Source organism: Hydrogenophaga sp., assembly GCF_019635465.1.
GTDB lineage: Bacteria > Pseudomonadota > Gammaproteobacteria > Burkholderiales > Burkholderiaceae_C > Hydrogenophaga.
The window spans coordinates 1-19,668 of sequence record NZ_JAHBZK010000021.1 but is presented as its reverse complement, the minus strand read 5'-3'; the positions used below and the strand labels follow the sequence as shown (position 1 = coordinate 19,668).

The window sequence follows — 19,668 nt, the reverse complement described above, 5'->3', positions numbered from 1 at the left end:
TATTGCTGACTTTGGCAATGATTGATGGCCGTGTGCGCGTTTTATCCATGACTTTTTTGGGTGTAATCTGCGCCCCTTCTTGCGAATACCGATCAGACAGGAGTCCCGCGTGTCCGCTGCGTCCCCCGCCTCCCACCTGCCGCTGCAGGGCCTGCGCGTCGTCGAATTCACCCACATGGTCATGGGCCCCACCTGCGGCATGGTGCTGGGCGACCTGGGCGCCGACGTCATCAAGGTCGAACCCATCGAGGGCGATCGCACCCGCCACCTGCTGGGCGCCGGCGCGGGCTTCTTTCCCATGTTCAACCGCAACAAGCGCAGCATCGCCATCGACCTGCACCAGCCCGAGGGCGCGGCGCTGGCGCGCCGCCTGGCCGGCACCGCCGACATCGTGGCGGAGAACTTCAAGCCCGGCACCATGGCCAAGTACGGGCTCGACTACGCCAGCCTGTCGGCCGAGAACCCGCGGCTCATCTACGTCACCCACAAGGGTTTTCTGCCAGGGCCGTACGAGCACCGCACCGCGCTCGACGAGGTGGTGCAGATGATGGGCGGGCTGGCCTACATGACCGGGCGCCCCGGCGACCCACTGCGCGCGGGCACCAGCGTCAACGACATCATGGGCGGCATGTTCGGCGCCATCGGCGCGCTGGGCGCGTTGATCCAGCGCGGCATCAGCGGGCGCGGCCAGGAGGTGCAGAGCGCGCTGTTCGAGAACAACATCTTCCTGGTGGGCCAGCACATGCTGCAGTACGCCATGACCGGCGTGCCGGCCGCGCCCATGCCGGCGCGCATCAGCCCCTGGGCCATCTACGACGTGTTCACCGTCAAGGACGGCGAGCAGATCTTTCTGAGCGCGGTCAGCGATGCGCAGTGGGTCACCTTCTGCGATGCGCTGGGCTACGACGACCTCAAGGCCGACCCGCGCTACGGCAGCAACAACCACCGCGTGCGCGAGCGCCCGACCTTGCTGCCCGTGCTGCGCGAGCGCCTGGCCAGCTGGCGGGCGGCCGACCTGGCCGCGCTGTTCGAGCGCGTGGGCCTGCCGTATGCGCCCATCCGCAAACCCGAAGAGCTGCTCGACGACGAGCACCTGCTGGCCACCGGCGGACTGGCCGACATGACCTTGCCCGACGGGCCACGCGCGGGCCAGACGGCCAAGGCCACGCTGCTGCCCTTCACGCTCGACGGCGAGCGCCTGGGTGTGCGACACAGCCCGCCGACGCTGGGCGACGCGACCACCGAGTTGCTCGCCGAACTGGGCCTGGACGCCGCCGAGCAGGACGCCTTGCGCCAGGCCCGCGTGGTGGCCTGAACGCCCGGCGCAGCCTCAGGGCGGGGTGACGCGACTGAAGCGCCAGCGCAGCTTGAGCGTGCCGGTGATGGTCTGGCCTTCGAACACCAGTGGCACGTTCTCCAGCGTGGACTCACCGGCCCAGGTCGGCACCGCTTCGCCGCTCACACGCTGGCCTTCGAGCGTGCTGGGCAGTTCGGCCAGCGGGGCGCCCGTGATCGGGTGGCGGGCCCAGACGCCCGTGGGGATGCCACTGAGGTCGGGGCCGCTGTGCACCGGGTCGTGCAGGGCGAAACGCTGCACCGTGGTCTGCCCGTTGGTGCCGTCGTACGAGGACTCGGTGCGCTGGCCGCGCATGTCCATGAAGGCCTGCAGGCTGGCGAAGCCGAACTGCAGCGTGCCGTCGCTGTAGCCGGTGAGCGCAATCACCGGGTTCCAGCCCAGTCCGTCGTACACCTCGGGCGCCACGCGGCGGCTCTCGAGCTCGGTCAGGGTCTCGTAGCCCGGCTCCTTGTAGCCGTACTGGTAGCGATAGTCCACCGTGGGCGCCGAGGTCAGCAGTGAGGCGCTGAAGGCGCCGTCGTCGCCCATGGCATCGGTCACCTCGCCATGCACCTGGTAGCTGCTGTCGAACAGCACCTGGTGGCGGCCCAGCGATTGGCCGCCGCGGTCAGTGCGCAGGCCGAAGAAGCTCAGATGAACCTCCCCCTGCCAATGCGACTCGGCGGGCAGCACCCGGATGTGGGCGACGAGCTGGATCACGCCACCGCGCGGGTTGGCCAGGGTGGCGGTCACGGCAACGGGGTTGTCCGCCGGTGGAGAAGCCGGTGCGGTGTAGACCACCTCGCCGCCACGGGTGGCCGACAAGGTGCCGCTGCCCGCGCTGCCGCCGGGCACGCCGTTGACGGTCCAGCGCAGCACGTCGGCGTTGCCCGCGAGGGGCGTGAGCATGTCGCACTGGGCGTCGGCCGACGGATCGCAGCCCAGGTCGAAGGCCTTGAGCACCACCGTCTCGCCCGCTCGCGCGGTGGTGGTCTCCGGGCTCATGTACCAACGCTCATAGAAGCCCCAGTCACTGAAGTGCGGCATGGCGAACAACAGCTCGCCGGCCGCGCCCGGCTGCGGCGCGTCCATGGCGATCCACTGTCCGCTGGCGTCCTGGGTGGCCAGTCGCAAACGCTCGGCTTCGCTGGCCGACAGGCCTTTGACACGCAGCGTGGCGGGCTGCTGGAACACCAGGCCGTGCGGCTCGAAGCGCCACGCGCCCACGCGACCGGAGGGCAGCTGGCGGGTGATCGGCGTGAGCGTGATGTCCACCGTTTCGCCGAGCGCGCCGGGCGGCACCTCCAGCACGACCTGGCCGTCGCCGGAACTGACGGTGCCGCCCGCCGGGCCGATGCGCGCCATGCTGGGCATGCCCAGGGCGTCGCCCACGGCGGTGATGGTGGGCGTGCTGACGCCGGGGGATTCGGTGGGGGTGGTGCCGGGCGTGGTGGGGGCCGCGGCATCGTCGCCGCCGCCACCGCCGCAGGCGAACAAGGCGGCGCCGAGCAAGGTGGCGCCGATCAGCAGTGCAAGTCGTTTCATGGGGCTGGATGAATCAGGGTTGTCGGGAAGGCGCGTCCGCGCGCACCACGCTCACGCGGCGGTTGCGGGCGCGAGCGCTGTCGCTGTCGTTGGGGGCCACGGGCTGTCGGGCGCCGTGGCCGATGGCCTGCAGGGCGTCGGTACGCGCGCCCCGCGCAACCAGTGCGCTGACCACGGCCTGCGCACGCGCCAGCGACAAGGCATCGTTGGCGCTGGCCGCACCGATGGCGTCGGTGTGGCCCTCGATGCGCAGGCGCACCTGGGGGTGCGCGCGGTGCCAGGCCAGGATCTGCGCTAGCACCGCTTCGCTTTCGGGGCGCAGGCTGGCGCGGGCGAAGTCGAAGTACAGGCCGTACACGTCGACGTGGCCCTGGCGGTCGAGCGCCTGGGCCAGATCGGCCGGTCGGCTGCCGTCGTCGTGCGCGGCGGCGGGGTTCATCTCGGTCCAGGCCGGGTGCCCCCAGTTGCTGGTCACAACAAACTTGAGCCAGCGCGCCTCGGTGGGCTCGATGCGCACGGCCTGGTGGGCGCGGCCACGCTCAAGTTCGAACGAGGCCACCCGCTGCAGCCGATCGCGCGACTCGCGGCCCAGCCAGACCTCGACGCCGCGCGCCGAGATGCCGGGGTAGGCCGGCTCGTCCTTGAGCGCGTTGTTGAACACCAGCGTGGTGATCCATTGCGGGCGCTGCAGGTCGAGCAAGGCCCAGTGCGGAAAGGGCGCGTTGTCCTCGGTGCACCAGATGAAGTCCTGCAGGGTCACGCCGGGCTCGGCCAGGCGCTGCAGCGAAGGCACGAGGTTGTCGGCCTCGCTGCCGCCGTAGGACGAGCTGGCTGCGACCACCGCGACGCCGCGCTCGCGCACCAGCAGGTTGTGGGGGGGGTGGGGCTCGGGCGCGGCATGGCTGCGCCAGGGCATGCCAGCGATGCCCAGCAACAGGGTTCGTCGTTTCATGGGGTGAGCAGGTCGGCGTAGATCGCCGGGTCCACGCGGGAGAGCCAGCCGCGCGCGGCGGCCTGCAAGGGGGTGTCGGGGTGATCGAAGGCCTCGGAGCGGTTGAGGTAGACCTCCAGGGCCACCACGCGCACATCACCGGGCCGGGCGCCTTGCCAGAGCGCGGGGTTCACGCGCACCAGGGCCTGGGCGCCGGGTTCGTCGGCGCGGGCAATGCCAAAGCGCTGCCGCTCCATGGCGGCCGAGCTCACGTACGCCGGGCTGGCCAGGCGCGCGGCGCTCAGCGACTGGCGCAGGGCGCGCAGCGCGGCGCGCTCGCCCAGCGGGTCGCTGGCGCCTTCGCCGCGGGCCGTTGCGCGCGCTTCGGCCAGGGTGCGGCGCATGTCGGCCGCGGCGGCTGGGTCGCTGCGTTCGAGTTGCGCCAGGGCTTCGCGCCATTGCGCCTCGTCGGCCTGCAGGGCCTGCGCGTCCTGGCGTGTGGTCGTCTGCTCGTGGTCGAGCTGGCGCTGCCAGGCCTGCAGGTACTCGCCCACGCTCACGGGCACGAAGGCCGGCAGCCGGCCGACGGTGAGCACCAGCAAACGCCCGTCGTAGACCGGGTGGCCGGCGCGGCGGCCGGTTTCGGTGGGCGCGACAAAGAACGGTGGCTGCGCGTCGCCGCCGATGTCGAGCGGGTTCAGCACGGCGCGCAGGTTGTTCAGGTGCACGCTCAGGCTGGCGCCGTGCAGGCGGTCGGCTTCGGGCTTGAGGCCGCAAGCGCCTTGCCAGGTGTCGGGGCCGTGCAGCATCACATGGGCCTCGGCGGCCGCCGGCGCACCGCTGTGCTGCGGCACGCTGACGGAGCGGTGCAGGCGGTAGCGCACACGATCGATGGCCTGGATGGCGGGGTCGCGCCGCATGCGTTCGCCGGCGTGGTTGAGTGCTCGCGCCCACACGCCTGGCGGCGTGGCCGTGGCCGCGTCGGGCGCCCAGCAGTCGCCCGCCAGCGCCGCCATGGGCGCAGCCAGCCCCAGCGCCACCGCCAGGGCGGCGTGTCGAATCCGTCGGTGCATGGCCGACTCAGGCGGTGGCGAGGCCGGGCACGGCCTGCACGCCGAGCGTGCGCGACAGGCGGGCCCAGCGGTTCTGCGGCAGCGCGTCGCGCACCAGATCGCACAGCTCGGCGAAGGCGGCCGCCGGCATGCCGGCGCGCGCGCCCTGCATCAGCGTGGCGAGCTCGGCGTGGTTGAGGCTGCGCGCCATCCAGCGCAGGTAGTAGGCGCTTTCCTGCGGCGCGAAGCTGGCTTGCAGCCGGCCCTCCAGCGCATGGATCTCGTCGTCGCTGAAGTGCTGCCACAGCGTGCGCGTGAGCGTGGTTTCCTCCTCGGCCATGTGCTCGAGGTTTTCGCCGACGAAACGGGTGAGGCCCAGGTAGAGCGCATAGGCGTGCTGCGCGGCGGCCGAGCCGCCCATGGCCACCTGGTCGAGCTGGTGGCGCAGTTGCGCGATGGTGCCGACGTGATCGTCGTGGTCGTCGTCGAAGGGCATCACGGCGCGCGGCGCGCGTTCGCGAAGCGCGCTGTGGAAGAAGCGGTTCTCGTGGTCGAGGTGGTCGCTGCAGACCTGCAGCAGCTCTTCGACCTGCGCCACCATGGTGGTGCGCTCGCCGGCGTCGTCGGCGTCCAGGCTGGCCACCTGTTGCAGGGTGCGAAACATCAGCGCGCGCAGCGCCTTGTGGATGAAGCGATAGCTCTGCACGCGTGCGCTGTGGCAGACGAACTGCGTGTTCTCGCTCTGGTGGTTGTCGGGGGTCATCAGCATCTAGGGCTCCGGTGGGTGGGGTGTGCCCGGATTCTTCGAGACCTGGCCTGCGCGGCCCAGACCACAAAAAGGGTAGTGACCTATTAGGGGTGGTCGACCCTCGTGTGGCTCAGGGCCAGGGACGCAGTTCTTCGGGGTGCTGGCGCAGGTACTGCAACAGGTGGCGGCGTTTCTCCGGCCCGCGGGTGCCGGCGGCGGCGTCGGTACTGGGCGGGCCGAACATGTCGGGCAGGGCGTCGGTGGCGCGCTCGAACACCGAGCGCCACACCTTCTTGAGCGTGTGCGAGGTCACGCCCACTTCATCGGCGATGTCGTCGTCGGTCAGGTCGCACACCGCCAGACGCAGCACCCGGCGTTCGGCGGCGGTAAAGCCCATCACCGGCGGCACGAACTGGAAGACGTCGCGCGCCGGCGGCCCGGGGAACATGCGCATGGCTTCGTCGCGGGCCAGGCCGAACAGGTCGGGCTGGCCCGGACCGCGCTGCGTGCGGCGCCGAAACCCCATGCCCAGCAGGTAGTCGCCGCCGTCGGCCAGCGCCTCCTGCCACACGTCGCGCAGATGCAGACCACCGTGCGCGTGGCGAAACAGCTGCATGGCCGCCAGCAGCACCTGTTGCACCTCCGGGCGTGCCGGGTCGATGGCGTCCTGGGCGTAGTGCAGCACCAGCATGCCGACCTCGCCGCGCGCATTGGCCTGGGCCAGCGTGCGGTCGTCCATGGGGGCGGTGCGCCCGTCCATGAAGTCGCGGTACCAGACCGCCCCGGCGTGCGCAGGCGGCGCCTCGCGCAGGCGCGCCTGCCAGTCGGCGCTGAGGGCCACTGTCATGCCCAGGCCGACCAGGCGCTGGCCGGGTGGGCGCGACAGGTCCTCGATCACGTCGGCGCTGAAGCCGGGCTGACCGAGCAGTCGCGTCCACAGCACCGGCAGGGCGGCGCGCAGTTCGGCGTCCAGCACCAGCCAGCCGGGCAGCAGCTGCCGCAGCTCGGCCAGGTCGGCGTGGCGCACCGGGCGGCCGCGCACGGGGCGGCCGTTGCCGGCGTTCAGGGGCACAGGGGTCGTCGGGGGTGCGGGCAGGTCGATCTGGTACATGGTGTGTCGGTCCGGTGGCGCGCAGAGCTTAGTGCGACATGGGCTGCATTTGGCGCTGATTAGTTCTTACAAAGTTCTTAAGTACGGAGACAATCGCGGTCATGGATCAAATCGACCGGGAAATCGTCCGTCTTCTGGCCCAGGACGGGCGCATCAGCTTTCGCGACCTGGGCGAGGCGGTGCACCTGAGCGCCAACGCCGTGGCCGAGCGCTTTCGCCGCCTGTGCGGCAGTGGTGTGGTGCAGCACATCCGCGCCACTGTCGACCCGAGTGCCCTCGGTCGCGACCTGCACGCGCAGATCGAGGTGAAGATGGCGCCCGGCACCAGCGCGATGGATTTCGAGACCGCCCTGCGCCACCTGCCGCAGGTGCTGGGCGCCACGCTGATGACGGGCTCGTTCGACTACGCGGTGCGCGTGGCCTGCGCCGATCGCGACGACCTGATGCAGCTCACCGAAACCCTACGCCAGCACCCCGGCGTGCGCGAGACCTACACCCGGCTCATCCTGCGCGAAGTGGCGCTGCCACCCTCGCTGTGAGCGCCCGACTGGGGCTCTGGCACGCAGATTGCAAACCAATTCAGCGGTAAAAATCGCGCCGACGCGTTGATTTGTGTGTGCCGTTTGAATAATCTGCCCGCGTGGACAAACTCAAGCAACTGGAAACCTTTGTGGCCGTGGCCACGCGCGGCAGCCTCACCGCCGCGGCCCGTGCCGAATCGGTGGCGCCGGCCATCATCGGGCGCCGGCTCGACGCGCTGGAGTCGCGCCTGGGCGTGAAGCTGCTGGTGCGCACCACGCGGCGCATCTCGCTCACCCACGAGGGCAGTGCCTTTCTCGAGGACTGCCAGCGCCTGCTGACCGATCTGTCCAACGCCGAGGCCAGCGTCAGTGCCGGCGGTGTCAAGGCCAGCGGGCATCTGCGCATCACCGCGCCGGCCGGCTTCGGGCGCCGCCACGTGGCCCCGCTGGTGCCGCGTTTTCGCGACCTGCACCCGGAGGTCAGCGTCTCGCTCAACCTGTCGGACCGCGTGGTCGACGTGGCCGGCGAGGGTTACGACTGCGCGGTGCGGGTGGGCGATCTGCCCGATTCGTCGCTGGTGAGCGTGCGACTGGCCGACAACCGCCGGCTGTGTGTGGCGGCGCCAGGTTACCTGCAGCGCCGCGGTGCGCCGGTCACGCCGGCCGAGCTGGCCAAACACGATTGCCTGACGCTCTCCAGCGACGCGTCGCAGACGCGTGGCTGGGCCTTCTCGCTGCCGGTGGACGGCTCACCCGAGGAGCGCGAGGTGCACTACCTGCGCCCGGGCGGCCCCATGGATTGCAGCGACGGCCAGGTGCTGCACGAATGGTGTCTGGACGGGCATGGCATTGCCTGGCGCAGCACCTGGGAGGTCGAGGCCGACATCCAGGCGGGTCGGCTGCAAAGCGTGCTCGACGAATTCGCCGCGCCGCCCAACGGCATCTACGCGCTGTTTCCGCAACGCAAGCACCTGGCGCTGCGGGTGCGCCTGTGGATCGACCTGCTCAAGCACGAGTACGGCCGCGCCGACTACTGGCGCGCGAACTAGGGCCTGTTCGCACTTGGAAAAATAGTGTGAACAGGCCCTGGTCACGCGGCCGGCAGATCGGCCAGCAGCAGCGTGGGCCCGGATCCGGCGTCGGCGATGCAGGTGCCGTCGCGGTCCACCAGCATGGTGTGCGCGTTGTAGACCGTGTTGCCCTCGCGCCCGCAGGCATTGGCGTAGGCGATCGCCAAGCCGAAGCGCCTGGCCGCGTCCGGCAGGCGAAGCTGTTGCACCTCGTCGTAGCCGACCATGTTGGCCGTGGGCACCAGCACGGCCTGCACACCCGCGTCGGCCAGCGCTTGCAGCGGCGGGTCGTGTTCCACGTCGAAGCAGATCAGCAGGCCCAGATGCCAGCCCTGCCAGCGAAAGTGCGCGGGTGCGTCGGTGCCGGGCGAAAAGCGCTGCGCGTCGCCGTCGCCGAAGAGGTGGATCTTGCGGTGCACCGCGAGCAGCGCGCCGGTTTCATCGATGGCGGCGACGCTGTTGAAGGGCAGGGCCTGCGCCCGCGCCTCGGGCCAGCCGGTGACGATGCCGATGCCATGGCGGCGCGCGCAGTTGCGCACGGCCTGCAGCAAGGGCCCGTCGGCGGCTTCGGCACGCGCGGCGATCAGGGTTGGCCCGATCAGGTAGCCGGTGAGGAACATCTCGGGTGTGACCAGCCAGTGCGCACCCTGGGCCGCCGCTTCGGCCGCGGCGGCATCAAGCCGCGATAGCGCCTCGGCGGGGTGAGACAGATCGGCCGGGTGGGGCGTTTGCCACAAGGCCAGGCGCAGCGGCGACATGGCACTCAATCGGCCAGCGCCACCGGGCCCAGCCGCGGGTAGGCCTCGCAAGGGCCGGGGTTGTCGTCGTGGCTGTGGCCGCCCAGGTGGCGCACGATGCCGGCCACTGCATTGAGTGCGGTCTGCACCGCGCCTTCGACCCAGGCCGGCGTGAAGGACACGTCGTCGCCCGCGAGGAACAGGCCGCGTTCCTGCGCGGGAAGCGCGTCCTGCATGAAGTGGCCGTACATGCGGTGGTTGTAGCGGTAGTGGCCGGGCAGCGCGCCCTTGAAGGCGCCCAGGAAGTGCGGGTCGGCCTCCCACGAGATGCTGATCGGGTCGCCGATGACGTGGCTGGCGATGTCGACGTCGGGGTAGATCTTCTTCAGCGCCGACAGGGCCAGTTGCACCCGCTTTTCGGTCGGGTGCGGCAGCATCTTGAGCGCGTCGCTCATCCACGCGTAGCTCAGGCAGATGACGCCGGGCTGGTCGGGCCCGTTGTCGAACAGGTAGGTGCCGCGCGTGAGGCGGTCGGTGAGCGTCATGCCCATCACCGGCCAGCCGTCGTCGCGCAGGTCGTTCCAGAACGGGCGATCGACCATGACGAAGGTCTTGGACGACTGCATGTAGCGCGTGCGGTCCAGCGCCATCCAGAGCTTGTGCGAGCACAGCGACTCTTCCACCGCGATCTGCGTGGTCAGCAACCAGCTCTGGCAGGTGGTCAGCACCGCGGCGTAGCGGCGCGTGTTGCCGAGCACATCGGTCACGGCCAGGCGCCCGTCGGGCGCGCGGGCAATGGCGGCCACGCCCGGGCGCGGCGCGCCTCCGTGCAGTTGCGCAAGCGACGTGCCGGCGCCCCAGTACCGCAGCGTGCGGGCGTCGGGCGCGTGCTGCCAAAGCCCTTGCGGCACCTGCTGCACGCCGCCCACCACCAGGTGCTGGTTCTCGTCGCACCCGGTCAGCACCACACGCAGGATCTCGAGCATGGAATTGGGAAAGTCCGAATCCCAGCCGCCGGTGCCGAAGCCCACTTGGCCGAACACCTCGCGGTGGTGGAAGGACAGGCGCTTGAACGCGTCCGACTGCGCCACGAAGTCGTAGAAGGTGCGATCGTCCCAGAGCGGCACCAATGCGTCCCACAGCGCCTTCAGGCGGCGCACGTCGCGTTCGCGCAGGGCATCCTGCAGTTCGCCGAAGCCGGCCCCTTCTTCCAGCGCCTCGGCCCAGGCCTGGGCCACCTCGGCGAACAGGGGCGGCAGGTCGGCCAGCGTGCGCGCGCGGTGGGTGCGCCCTTCCAGATCGATGACGGTGCAGCCGGCCGCGGGCGTGAGCGGGTTGGGAAACGGGCGCGTGCCCAGCCCCAGCCGGTCAACGTAGTGAAAGAACGCCGTGCCCGAACGTGGAAAGCGCATGCCGCCCAGCTCGGCCACCACCCCCCGCGCACCTTCGAAAGCCTGCGAGCGCAGCCGCCCGCCCAGGCGCGAGGCCTCGTACACGACCGGCTTCAGGCCCAGCTTCATCAGCTCGTGCGCGGCCGTCATGCCCGCCATGCCCGCACCCACGATGGCCACCTCGGTGCCGAGCATGTCGCGCGGCAGCGCGCCCAGCCCCGCGGGGTGGCGCAGCCAGTCGTCGTAGGCGAAGGGGAAGTCAGGGCCGAAGACGGTGATGGGTTGGGTGGATGGCATGGGGTTTTCGGTCAGTGACGCGATGACGAATGATGGCGGCTGCGCCGAAGATGACTTGCTGCGCATGACGAATGACAGATGACGAATGACTGCGCTGCCGCTTCAATGACCCGGACGGCACGCACGCCCGTCATTTGTCACGTGCGGCGCAGCCGCCATCATTTGTCATCGCAAGCGATCACCCGCGCAGCGACCACAGCAGCCACAGCGCGGTGCCCCACATCATGAGCGCCACCAGGCCGTCCAGCACGCGCCAGATGTGCAGCGAGTTCAGGCGCCGGCCGAGCCAGAAGGCTGCGCTGCCCAGGCCGATGAACCAGACCACCGAGCCGGTGACGGCGCCCAGGCCGAACACCTTGCTGGCCGAGCCGTAGGCCAGTGAGGCGGTGCCGATCAGCACGGCCGTGTCCAGCCAGGCGTGCGGGTTGAGCCAGGAAAAGGCCAGGGCCGACAGCACGGCCTGCTTGCGCGAGGTGGGCGGCGGGGCCAGGGGCTGGCCATCGGGCGTGCGTTGGGCTGGCGCGCGAAAGCGTTGAAAGGCCTGCCAGCCATAGACCAGCAGAAACAGCACGCCGGCGCCGATCAGGGCGCCTTGCAGCTTGTCGGACAGGCCACCCAGTTGCGCCAGGCCCAGCACGCCGAGTGCGATCAGCACGATGTCGGCCAGCGCGCAGATGGCGACGGTCAGCCACAGGTGCTGGCGCTGCAGGCCCATGCGCAGCACGTGTGCGTTTTGCGGGCCGATGGCCATGATCAGGGACAGGCTCAGCACCATGCCGGCGGAGAAAACGGGGAAGCTCAAGGTCATGGTATCGGGCGTTGAGGGTTGGGCGTTGGGCGTGAAGACAGGGCTTCGCTCAACGCTCACCCCTCAACGCCCAACCGGCTGCGCATGGTGCCTGAGAATGGATTGATGTTTAATCGTGTTGATTCGAACTCAATTTGATTAAGCACAACTCAATGATTGACCCCCGGCAACTCGATGCCCTGGCGGCGGTGGCCGAGCACGGCGGCTTCGGCCCGGCGGCGCAGTCGCTGAAGATCACGCTGGCCGCGGTCTCGCTGCGCATCAAGGCGCTGGAGGACCAGCTGGGCCAGCGTCTGTTGGTGCGTGGCAAGCGGGTGCGGGCCACGCCGGCCGGTCAGGCCTTGCTGGGCCATGTGAAGCAGGTGCGCATGATGGAGGCCGATCTCCTGGCGGGCCTGCGCGGAGGTGAGGCCCGCGCTGGCGAACGCTGGCAGAGCCTGTCGGTGGCCATCAACGCCGACTCGGTGGCGGGTTGGTTCCTGCCCGGGGTGGCGCCCTTGCTGGCGCGCCACCACCTGCTGCTGGAGGTGGTGATCGACGACCAGGACCACACCCACGACGCGCTCAAGAGCGGTGATGTGCTGGGCTGCGTGACGGCGCGCGCCGACGCCATGCGCGGGTGCGTGGCCGAGCCGCTGGGGGTGATGCGTTACCGCTGCGTGGCGGCGCCGGCGGTGGCGGCGAGCTGCCGTTCAGCGCGGCGTGCGGTGTCGCCGCACAAGCTGCTGGCCTTGCCGGCCGTGATCTTCAACCGCAAGGACGCGCTGCAGGACGCGTTTCTGGCACAGCACTTCGGGCTCGACCAGCCGGCCTATCCGCGCCACTACGTGCCGGCGGTGGAAGCCTTCGAGACCGCGATCGAGCTGGGCATGGGCTGGGGCATGGTGCCCGAGCAGCACCTGGCTAAGCGACCGGGTCTGGTGGAGGTGTTGCCCGGCGCCACGGTGGACGTGGCCCTGTACTGGCAGCACTGGGCGCACGAGCCGCCGTCGGCGCAACGGCTGACCCGGGCGGTGCGCGAGGCGGCTGCGGCGCAACTGGCACCGATGCCCGACCCCTAGCCGCAGACCAGGCGGGTGCGCTCGCGCCGCGCGCGGTGCGCCGCCAGGCGCACGCGCCAGCGGTTGCCGCTGCGCGCCAGCCGTTCGGCGGCGTCGTGGCTGACGCGGGCCCAGACGGCGTCGGCGTCGCGCCAGAGTTCCTGCCAGGCTTCTTGGCGCAGTTGTTCCGCGGTGGCCCGGGCGAGGGCGTAATCGTGCGGCTGGATGGACATGGCGTGCTCCTTGGTGACGGTGGGCGAACTCTAGGTGCAACACCAAACATCGGAAACGCCTTGAAACGCGAAATGGCTTTGCAAAAAGTGCAAATCAAAGCGATGCTCGCGCCATGAACATCGACCTCGACGACGCCGAGCTGTTTGTGCGCGTGAGCGAGCTGGGTTCGCTGTCGGCCGCGGCCCGCGAGCGGCATGTGCTGGTGAGCCAGGTCTCGCGTGCGCTGGCCCGGCTGGAGGCGCGCTGCGGGGCGCGGCTGATGCACCGCAACACACACGGGCTCTCGCTCACCGATGAGGGCGACACCTTTGTGGCGCACGCGCGCCGCCTGGTGGACACCCGCAACGAGCTGGCGGCCGAGTTCAGCCGCCACCGCGGCGGGCCGGCCGGCCAGGTCCGCCTGGGGGTGAGCCCGGTGTTGGCCGAGACGGTGATCGGGCCCAGCCTGCCCAGCCTCTACGAACGCTACCCACAGCTGCGCCTGGAGGTCATGGCCGACGACCGCATCAGCGACATGGCGCGCGATGGCATCGACATCGCGGTGCGCACCGGGGCCACGCAGAACGACCAGTTGATCGCCATGCCACTGGCCGAACACGGGCGGCGACTGTGTGCCTCGCCGGCCTACCTTGCGCGCCACGGCACGCCGCAGCACCCCGACGACCTGGCCCACCACCGCCTGATCAGCCACAGCGTGAGCGCGGGCCTCAACCGCTGGCCCTATGCGCCGGGCAAAGCGCCGTCGCCCGGCGCGGTGTTCGTGGCCCAGGGCCACACCCGCAGCGACAACTCCGCGGTGACCATGGCATTGGCCGTGCAGGGCGTGGGCATTGCGCGCGTCAACGATCTGCTGTCGCGTGCGCACATCGCCAGTGGCGCGCTGGTGCCGGTGCTCGACGACTGGTTCGACCGCAGCCGGGTGCCGATCTACGCCGTCATGCTGCCCGAGCGCCACCGCCTGCCCAAGCTGCGTGCCTGCATTGACCATTGGCGCGAGTGGCTGGGGCAGGCGCACACGGCCACCTAAAATCGCGCGATGCTCCACATCCAACAAGACCTGCTCGCGGCACTGCGCGACGAGCTGGACAAACTGAGCCCCGGCGCGGGCGACAAGGCCGCCTTCGAATCCCCCAAGGTGGCGGCCCATGGCGACTTCGCCATTACCGCGGCCATGCAGCTGGCCAAACCGCTGAAGCTGAACCCGCGTGCCGTGGGCGAGCAGTTGCGCGACGCCTTGCTGGCGCAACCGGCCTACCAGCGCTGGGTCGACGCCATCGAGATTGCCGGCCCCGGCTTCATCAACATCCGCCTCAAGGCCGAAGCCAGGCAGCAGGTGGTGCGCGACGTGCTGGCCGAAGGCGAGCGCTACGGCAGCCAGCCCGACAACGGTCAGCGCCTCATGGTGGAGTTCGTCTCGGCCAACCCGACCGGCCCGCTGCACGTGGGCCACGGTCGTCAGGCCGCGCTCGGTGACGCCATCTGCAACCTGTACCAGACCCAGGGCTGGGCCGTGCACCGCGAGTTCTATTACAACGACGCGGGCGTGCAGATCAACACGCTGGCCACGTCCACCCAGTTGCGGGTCAAAGGCGCGAAGCCGGGCGACGCGAACTGGCCCGAGGCCGCCTACAACGGCGACTACATCCAGGACATCGCCAACGATTTCCTCGCCAAACAGACGGTGAAAGCGGACGACCGCAGCTTCACCGCCAGCGGTGACGCCGACGACCTCGATGGCATTCGCCAGTTCGCTGTCGCCTACCTGCGCCACGAGCAGGACCTCGACCTGCAGGCCTTTGCCGTCAAGTTCGACCACTACTACCTGGAGTCGAGCCTGTACACCAGCGGCCGCGTGGAGGCGGCGGTGAACAAGCTGATCGCCAACGGCAAGACCTACGAGCAGGACGGCGCGCTGTGGTTGCGCAGCACCGACTACGGCGACGACAAGGACCGCGTGATGCGCAAGTCCGACGGCAGCTACACCTACTTCGTGCCCGACGTGGCGTACCACATCGCCAAGTGGGAGCGCGGCTTCACCAAGGTCATCAACATCCAGGGCACCGATCACCACGGCACCATCGCCCGCGTGCGCGCTGGCCTGCAGGCGGCCGACGTCGGCATCCCCGCGGGCTACCCCGACTACGTGTTGCACACCATGGTGCGCGTCGTGCGCGGTGGCCAGGAGGTCAAGATCAGCAAACGGGCCGGCAGCTACGTGACGCTGCGTGACCTGATCGAGTGGACCAGCAAGGACGCGGTGCGCTTCTTCCTGCTCAGCCGCAAGCCCGACACCGAGTACACCTTCGACGTCGATCTGGCCGTGCAGCAGAACAACGACAACCCGGTCTATTACGTGCAGTACGCACACGCGCGCATCTGCTCGGTGCTCAACGGCTGGGGCGGCGACGCCGCCACGCTGGCCGACGCCGATCTGTCGCCACTGGACACGCCGGCCGCGCAAGCACTGATGCGCCAGCTGGCCAAGTACCCCGAGATGCTCACCGCGGCCGCGCGCGATTTCGCGCCCCACGACGTCACCTTCTACCTGCGCGAGCTTGCCGCCAGTTACCACAGTTACTACGACGCCGAGCGCATCCTGGTCGATGATGAGCGGCTCAAGCGCGCGCGTCTGGCGCTGGTCGCCGCGACCGCCCGCGTGCTGCACAATGGCCTCGCCGTGCTGGGCGTGAGTGCCCCGCAGAAGATGTGAAGGCCCGAGGGCCATCGAGAGACATGAAGAAATCCCCTTCCCACAAGTCCCGCAGCAGCCTTGGCGGCACGCTCATCGGCTTCGTCATCGGCCTGCTCGTGGGCCTGGCCGCCGCGCTGGCCGTAGCGGTCTACGTCACGCGGGTGCCGGTGCCCTTTGTCGATCGCGGCCTCACGCGCAGCGCCGAAGAAGACGCCAAGGAAGCCGAGCGCAACAAGGGCTGGAACCCCAACCGGGCCATCAGCGGTGCGCCCACCGCCGCCCCTGCCACCCCCGCCAGCGGGGCCGAGGGCGCCATTTCGGTGCCGCCAGCCGATGGGCGCAACCTGCCGGCAGCGGGCACTACCAGCAAGGACCCGCTGGGTGACCTGGTGAATTCGCGCCTGAGCCAGAACAACAACAACGCGTCCGGTGCCAAGCCAGTGACCGAAACCGCCAAGGCAGCGCCGGCCACCGAACTGCCGCCTGGCGCCGACCCGTTCACCTACTTCGTGCAGGCGGGCGCCTTCCGCAACCCCGACGAGGCCGAAGCCCAGCGTGCGCGGCTGGCCATGCTGGGCATCACCGCCGGCATCGACGAGCGCGAGCAGAACGGTCGCACGGTCTACCGCGTACGCGTCGGCCCCTTCGCCCAGAAGGCGCTGGCCGATCTGACCATCGAGCAACTGCAGGTCAATCGCGTTGACGCGGCGCTGGTGCGCGTTCAGCGCTGAAGCCGGCCCACGCGGGAACTTTCGCGCCGCTGCGCCGCTCAAGCCGGCGATTCAATGACCGGAGAACCCAGTTCATGCTCAGACGCGACTTCACCCTGTCCCTGATCGCCAGCGGCGCCACGCTGCCAGCGTTTGCCCAGCGCGTCGCGCCCAAAGAAGGGGTTGAGTACCAGCGCCTGCCCAAGCAGGTGCCGGTCCAGGCGCCGGCCGGCAAGATCGAGGTGGTCGAGTTCTTCGCCTACTCGTGCATCCATTGCTTCAACTTCGAGCCGCTGCTGGAAGACTGGGAAAAGCGGCGTCCGGCCGATGTGGTGTTGCGCCGCGCGCCGGTGGCCTTCTCCCCGGCTTTCGAGCCCATGCAGCGCCTGTACTACACGCTGGAATCGATGAACCTGCTGGGCTCGCTGCACGCCAAGGTGTTCAAGGCGATCCACGAAGAGCGGCTGCCCCTGACGACGCCCGGGCCGATCACCGAATGGGTGGTGCGCCAGGGGGTCGACCGCGCGAAGTTCACGCAGGTTTACAACGAAGGCTCCACCCGCGCCAAAGCCGCTGGCGCGGCGATGCTGCAAGAGGCCTATGCCATCGAAGGCACGCCGGCACTGGGCGTGGCGGGTCGGTTCATGGTGCCTGGGCAGGGGCCGAACACGCTCGTGGTGGCCAACGCGCTGATCGCCGAAGTCCGCAAGGGCTGACGATCCGTCGGCGCGCTCGCCGAACAAAAAGTCTCAGGATGAGAGCCCCAAGGCGGTGCGCGCCACGCTGGGGTGATTAGAATCGCATGCAAGTTTCGTGCCCTTGCCATGCGTCACCTCATCCTTTCCTCCACGTTTGTGCTTGCCGCGTTTGTCGCCGCGCCGGTCCTGGCCGAGCAGGCCGACCGCCTCAAACCGCTCAATGCCGAAGCCGACAACCTGCGCTACGACGACGCACGCCAGGTCAGTGTCTTCACCGGCAACGTGGTGATCACCAAGGGGACGATCGTCATCCGTGGCGCGCAGGTGGAGGTCCGTCAGGACCCGCAGGGCAACCAGTTCGGGGTGGTGCAGGGCAGCCCGGGCTACTTCAAGCAAAAGCGCGAAGGCCTCGACGAGTACATCGAGGGCCTGGCCAAACGCATCGAGTACGACAGCAAGGCCGACACGGTGCGCTTCATCGGCGAGGCCGTGCTGCGGCGCTACCTGGGCACGCAGCTCAACGATGAAACCCGCGGCAGCCTGATCGTCTACGACAACCGCACCGAGGTCTTCACCGTGGACGGCAATCCGGCCGCTGGCAACGCGGGCAACCCCGGCGGCCGAGTGCGCGCCACCCTGACCCCGGTGCCGCGTGACGGCAGCACCCCACCCTCCAACGGCGCCGCCAACACGCCGCTGCGGCCTTCCACGCAACTCGAGGGTCAGCGCCAGTGAGACAGATGCCGGCAGCGGCCGATTTCGCGGTCACCCAGGCCATGGGCGTGAGCCGCCTGGTGGCGCGCGGGCTCAAAAAGTCCTACGGCAGCCGTCAGGTGGTCAAGGACGTCTCCCTGGCCGTCGACAAGGGTGAAGTGGTGGGGCTGCTTGGTCCCAACGGGGCCGGCAAGACCACCTCGTTCTACATGCTGGTGGGGCTGCTGCGCGCCGATGGCGGGCAGATCATGCTCGATGGCCGCTCGATCGAGGGCCTGCCCATTCACCGGCGGGCGCGCCTGGGACTGGGCTACCTGCCGCAGGAGGCGTCGATCTTTCGCAAGCTCAACGTGGCGCAGAACGTGCGCGCCGTGCTCGAGCTGCAGGAAGACGAGCGCGGGCGACCGTTGAGCAACGCCGTCATCGAGCGGCGCCTGGACGAGCTGCTGCGCGACCTGCATGTGGAGCACCTGCGCGATTCGCCCGCGCCCGCGCTGTCTGGTGGCGAGCGACGCCGGGTGGAGATCGCCCGCGCACTGGCCACCAGTCCGCGCTTCATCCTGCTTGACGAGCCGTTTGCGGGCATCGACCCGATCGCCGTGATCGAGATCCAGCGCATCATCGGCTTTCTCAAGTCGCGCGGCATTGGCGTGCTGATCACCGACCACAACGTGCGCGAGACGCTGGGCATCTGTGACCGGGGCTACATCATCAACGACGGTCACGTGCTCACCAGCGGCACGCCCTCGGAAATTGTTGAAAACGCGGACGTGCGTCGGGTGTACCTCGGCGAGCACTTCCGCATGTGAGCGCGGCAGGTCGGCATGAAACAAAGCCTGTCGCTGCGGGTCTCACAACATCTGGCGCTCACGCCCCAGCTGCAGCAGTCCATTCGTCTGCTGCAGTTGTCCACGCTGGAGATGGCGCAGGAAGTCGAGCAGATGCTCGACGAGAACCCGTTTCTCGAACGCGCCGAAGAGGGCAGCGAACGCGAAGACTTCGGTCTGGCCGATGGCGCCGACGCGCCCGTGCAGGCGGGTGAGCAGATCGCCGAGTTCGCGGGCACGTCGTCCGCCACCGAGTCCAGCACAGAGACCGTCAGCGATGGCGGCGACGCCGACGCGCTGGAGGCACGGCTGGAGGGCGCCAGTGCCATCGAAGAAAGCTGGGATGGCGATGGCTCGGTCGAAGTCACACCCGACGACAGCGAATGGGGTGGCGACGCACCCGCGCGCAACAGCGGCAGTGGCGACGACGAGGACACCGCATCGGCGGCGGACCTGGCGCGCGTACCCGTGTCGCTGCAGGACCACCTGCACGAGCAGGCGCGTTGCCTGCGCCTGTCGGACGACGATCGCGCGGCGCTGCTGTTTCTGATCGAGTCGCTCAACGACGATGGCTACCTCGACGAACCGATCGAGGTGCTGGCCGAGGCCCTGTTGCGCCTGCAAGGGGTGTCGACCACCGGCGATCCGGAACACCTGCAGGCACTGCAGGAACTGGCCGAGCAACGGCTGCGCACCGCCTTGCAGTGGTTGCAGCACATGGAGCCTGCGGGTGTCGGCGCCCGCGACCTGGCCGAATGTCTGCGGCTGCAGATCCTGGAGTTGCGCAACACCGTCGAAGCGCGTGCCGCGCTGGCCTTGTGTGGGCAGCCCATGGAGCTGATCGCCAAACGCGACGTCCGCAAGCTGTCCAGCAGTTGCCGACTCGACGACGAGACCGTGCGCGCTGCCCTTGCGCTGATCGCGCGCCTGGAGCCCAAGCCCGGACGCCAGTTCGTCGACGTCGAGCGCAACGTGGTGGTGCCCGACGTGATCGTCACGCGTGCCGGTCGCGGCTTCAAGGTCATCCTCAACCCGGACGTGATGCCCCGGTTGCGGGTGCACGACGTGTACGCCAACGCGCTGCGCCAGAACCGCGGCGCGCGCGATGGCGGAGAAGGTGGGCAGGCGGCCATGCAGCAACGCCTGCAGGAAGCGCGCTGGTTCATCAAGAACATCCAGCAGCGCTTTGACACCATCCTGCGGGTA

20 protein-coding genes are annotated in these 19,668 nt (G+C 69.5%); 11 read left to right on the top strand and 9 right to left on the bottom strand.

The window, feature by feature from the left end:
* The first annotated feature begins 109 nt into the window (after positions 1-109).
* Entirely contained in the window at positions 110-1,315 is a 1,206-nt protein-coding gene (locus tag KF871_RS17125) for a CaiB/BaiF CoA-transferase family protein (RefSeq protein WP_291145322.1), read from the top strand.
* Between the two features lie 15 nt (positions 1,316-1,330).
* Here KF871_RS17125 and KF871_RS17120 read toward each other — a convergent pair whose 3' ends face one another.
* The 5 genes from KF871_RS17120 to KF871_RS17100 form a co-directional block, all read right to left on the bottom strand.
* Positions 1,331-2,881 carry a hypothetical protein gene (locus tag KF871_RS17120; protein ID WP_291145319.1) on the bottom strand — a complete coding sequence of 517 codons (1,551 nt, stop codon included), beginning with the start codon at positions 2,879-2,881 and terminating at the stop codon, positions 1,331-1,333.
* A gap of 13 nt (positions 2,882-2,894) precedes the next feature.
* On the bottom strand, positions 2,895-3,833 hold the full coding sequence (locus tag KF871_RS17115) for an OmpA family protein (protein WP_291145316.1): 939 nt from the start codon (positions 3,831-3,833) through the stop codon (positions 2,895-2,897).
* Entirely contained in the window at positions 3,830-4,885 is a 1,056-nt protein-coding gene (locus KF871_RS17110; protein WP_291145313.1) for a hypothetical protein, read from the bottom strand. The genes KF871_RS17115 and KF871_RS17110 overlap by 4 nt, the downstream gene beginning before the upstream one ends.
* A 7-nt stretch (positions 4,886-4,892) precedes the next feature.
* Complete coding sequence (locus KF871_RS17105) at positions 4,893-5,633, bottom strand: hemerythrin domain-containing protein (protein WP_291145311.1); 741 nt, start codon at positions 5,631-5,633, stop codon at positions 4,893-4,895.
* Positions 5,634-5,742: 109 nt separating this feature from the next.
* On the bottom strand, positions 5,743-6,723 hold the full coding sequence (locus tag KF871_RS17100; protein ID WP_291145308.1) for a hypothetical protein: 981 nt from the start codon (positions 6,721-6,723) through the stop codon (positions 5,743-5,745).
* A gap of 101 nt (positions 6,724-6,824) precedes the next feature.
* Between KF871_RS17100 and KF871_RS17095 the strand changes: the two genes are divergently transcribed.
* Together KF871_RS17095 and KF871_RS17090 are read left to right on the top strand one after the other, a co-directional pair.
* Entirely contained in the window at positions 6,825-7,262 is a 438-nt protein-coding gene (locus KF871_RS17095) for an Lrp/AsnC family transcriptional regulator (RefSeq protein ID WP_291145305.1), read from the top strand.
* 101 nt (positions 7,263-7,363) lie between these two features.
* Positions 7,364-8,293: a LysR family transcriptional regulator gene (locus KF871_RS17090; RefSeq protein ID WP_291145302.1), complete on the top strand. Its 930-nt coding sequence runs from the start codon at positions 7,364-7,366 to the stop codon at positions 8,291-8,293.
* Between the two features lie 41 nt (positions 8,294-8,334).
* Here the strand turns inward: KF871_RS17090 and KF871_RS17085 are convergent, their stop codons facing one another.
* The 3 genes from KF871_RS17085 to KF871_RS17075 all read right to left on the bottom strand — a co-directional run bounded on the left by KF871_RS17085 (position 8,335) and on the right by KF871_RS17075 (position 11,547).
* A complete protein-coding gene (locus KF871_RS17085) occupies positions 8,335-9,072 on the bottom strand; it encodes a nitrilase-related carbon-nitrogen hydrolase (RefSeq protein ID WP_291145299.1) in 738 nt (245 codons plus the stop codon).
* Positions 9,073-9,077: 5 nt separating this feature from the next.
* A complete protein-coding gene (locus tag KF871_RS17080) occupies positions 9,078-10,739 on the bottom strand; it encodes an NAD(P)/FAD-dependent oxidoreductase (RefSeq protein WP_291145296.1) in 1,662 nt (553 codons plus the stop codon).
* A gap of 178 nt (positions 10,740-10,917) precedes the next feature.
* Positions 10,918-11,547 (bottom strand): LysE family transporter, encoded by a 630-nt coding sequence (locus tag KF871_RS17075; RefSeq protein WP_291145293.1) that lies wholly within the window; start codon positions 11,545-11,547, stop codon positions 10,918-10,920.
* A 152-nt stretch (positions 11,548-11,699) separates the two neighbouring features.
* Between KF871_RS17075 and KF871_RS17070 the strand changes: the two genes are divergently transcribed.
* Positions 11,700-12,608 (top strand): HTH-type transcriptional regulator ArgP, encoded by a 909-nt coding sequence (locus tag KF871_RS17070; RefSeq protein WP_291145290.1) that lies wholly within the window; start codon positions 11,700-11,702, stop codon positions 12,606-12,608.
* Here KF871_RS17070 and KF871_RS17065 read toward each other — a convergent pair.
* Positions 12,605-12,820 (bottom strand): hypothetical protein, encoded by a 216-nt coding sequence (locus tag KF871_RS17065; RefSeq protein ID WP_291145287.1) that lies wholly within the window; start codon positions 12,818-12,820, stop codon positions 12,605-12,607. The genes KF871_RS17070 and KF871_RS17065 overlap by 4 nt on opposite strands.
* A 113-nt stretch (positions 12,821-12,933) precedes the next feature.
* Between KF871_RS17065 and KF871_RS17060 the strand changes: the two genes are divergently transcribed.
* From KF871_RS17060 to KF871_RS17030, 7 genes are all read left to right on the top strand, one after another.
* Entirely contained in the window at positions 12,934-13,848 is a 915-nt protein-coding gene (locus KF871_RS17060) for a LysR family transcriptional regulator (protein WP_291145284.1), read from the top strand.
* Positions 13,849-13,857: 9 nt separating this feature from the next.
* Positions 13,858-15,531: an arginine--tRNA ligase gene (argS, locus tag KF871_RS17055; protein WP_291145282.1), complete on the top strand. Its 1,674-nt coding sequence runs from the start codon at positions 13,858-13,860 to the stop codon at positions 15,529-15,531.
* A gap of 23 nt (positions 15,532-15,554) precedes the next feature.
* A complete protein-coding gene (locus KF871_RS17050) occupies positions 15,555-16,244 on the top strand; it encodes an SPOR domain-containing protein (RefSeq protein ID WP_291145279.1) in 690 nt (229 codons plus the stop codon).
* A 74-nt stretch (positions 16,245-16,318) separates the two neighbouring features.
* The gene (locus KF871_RS17045; protein ID WP_291145276.1) at positions 16,319-16,939 is read left to right on the top strand and encodes a thiol:disulfide interchange protein DsbA/DsbL; all 621 of its coding nucleotides are present in this window, start codon (positions 16,319-16,321) and stop codon (positions 16,937-16,939) included.
* Between the two features lie 108 nt (positions 16,940-17,047).
* Entirely contained in the window at positions 17,048-17,656 is a 609-nt protein-coding gene (gene lptA, locus KF871_RS17040; protein WP_291145273.1) for a lipopolysaccharide transport periplasmic protein LptA, read from the top strand.
* 41 nt (positions 17,657-17,697) lie between these two features.
* On the top strand, positions 17,698-18,444 hold the full coding sequence (gene lptB, locus KF871_RS17035) for an LPS export ABC transporter ATP-binding protein (RefSeq protein ID WP_291145535.1): 747 nt from the start codon (positions 17,698-17,700) through the stop codon (positions 18,442-18,444).
* Between the two features lie 15 nt (positions 18,445-18,459).
* Positions 18,460-19,668, top strand: a 1,209-nt coding sequence (locus KF871_RS17030; RefSeq protein WP_291145271.1) for an RNA polymerase factor sigma-54, incomplete at its 3' end; no start/stop codon positions are given.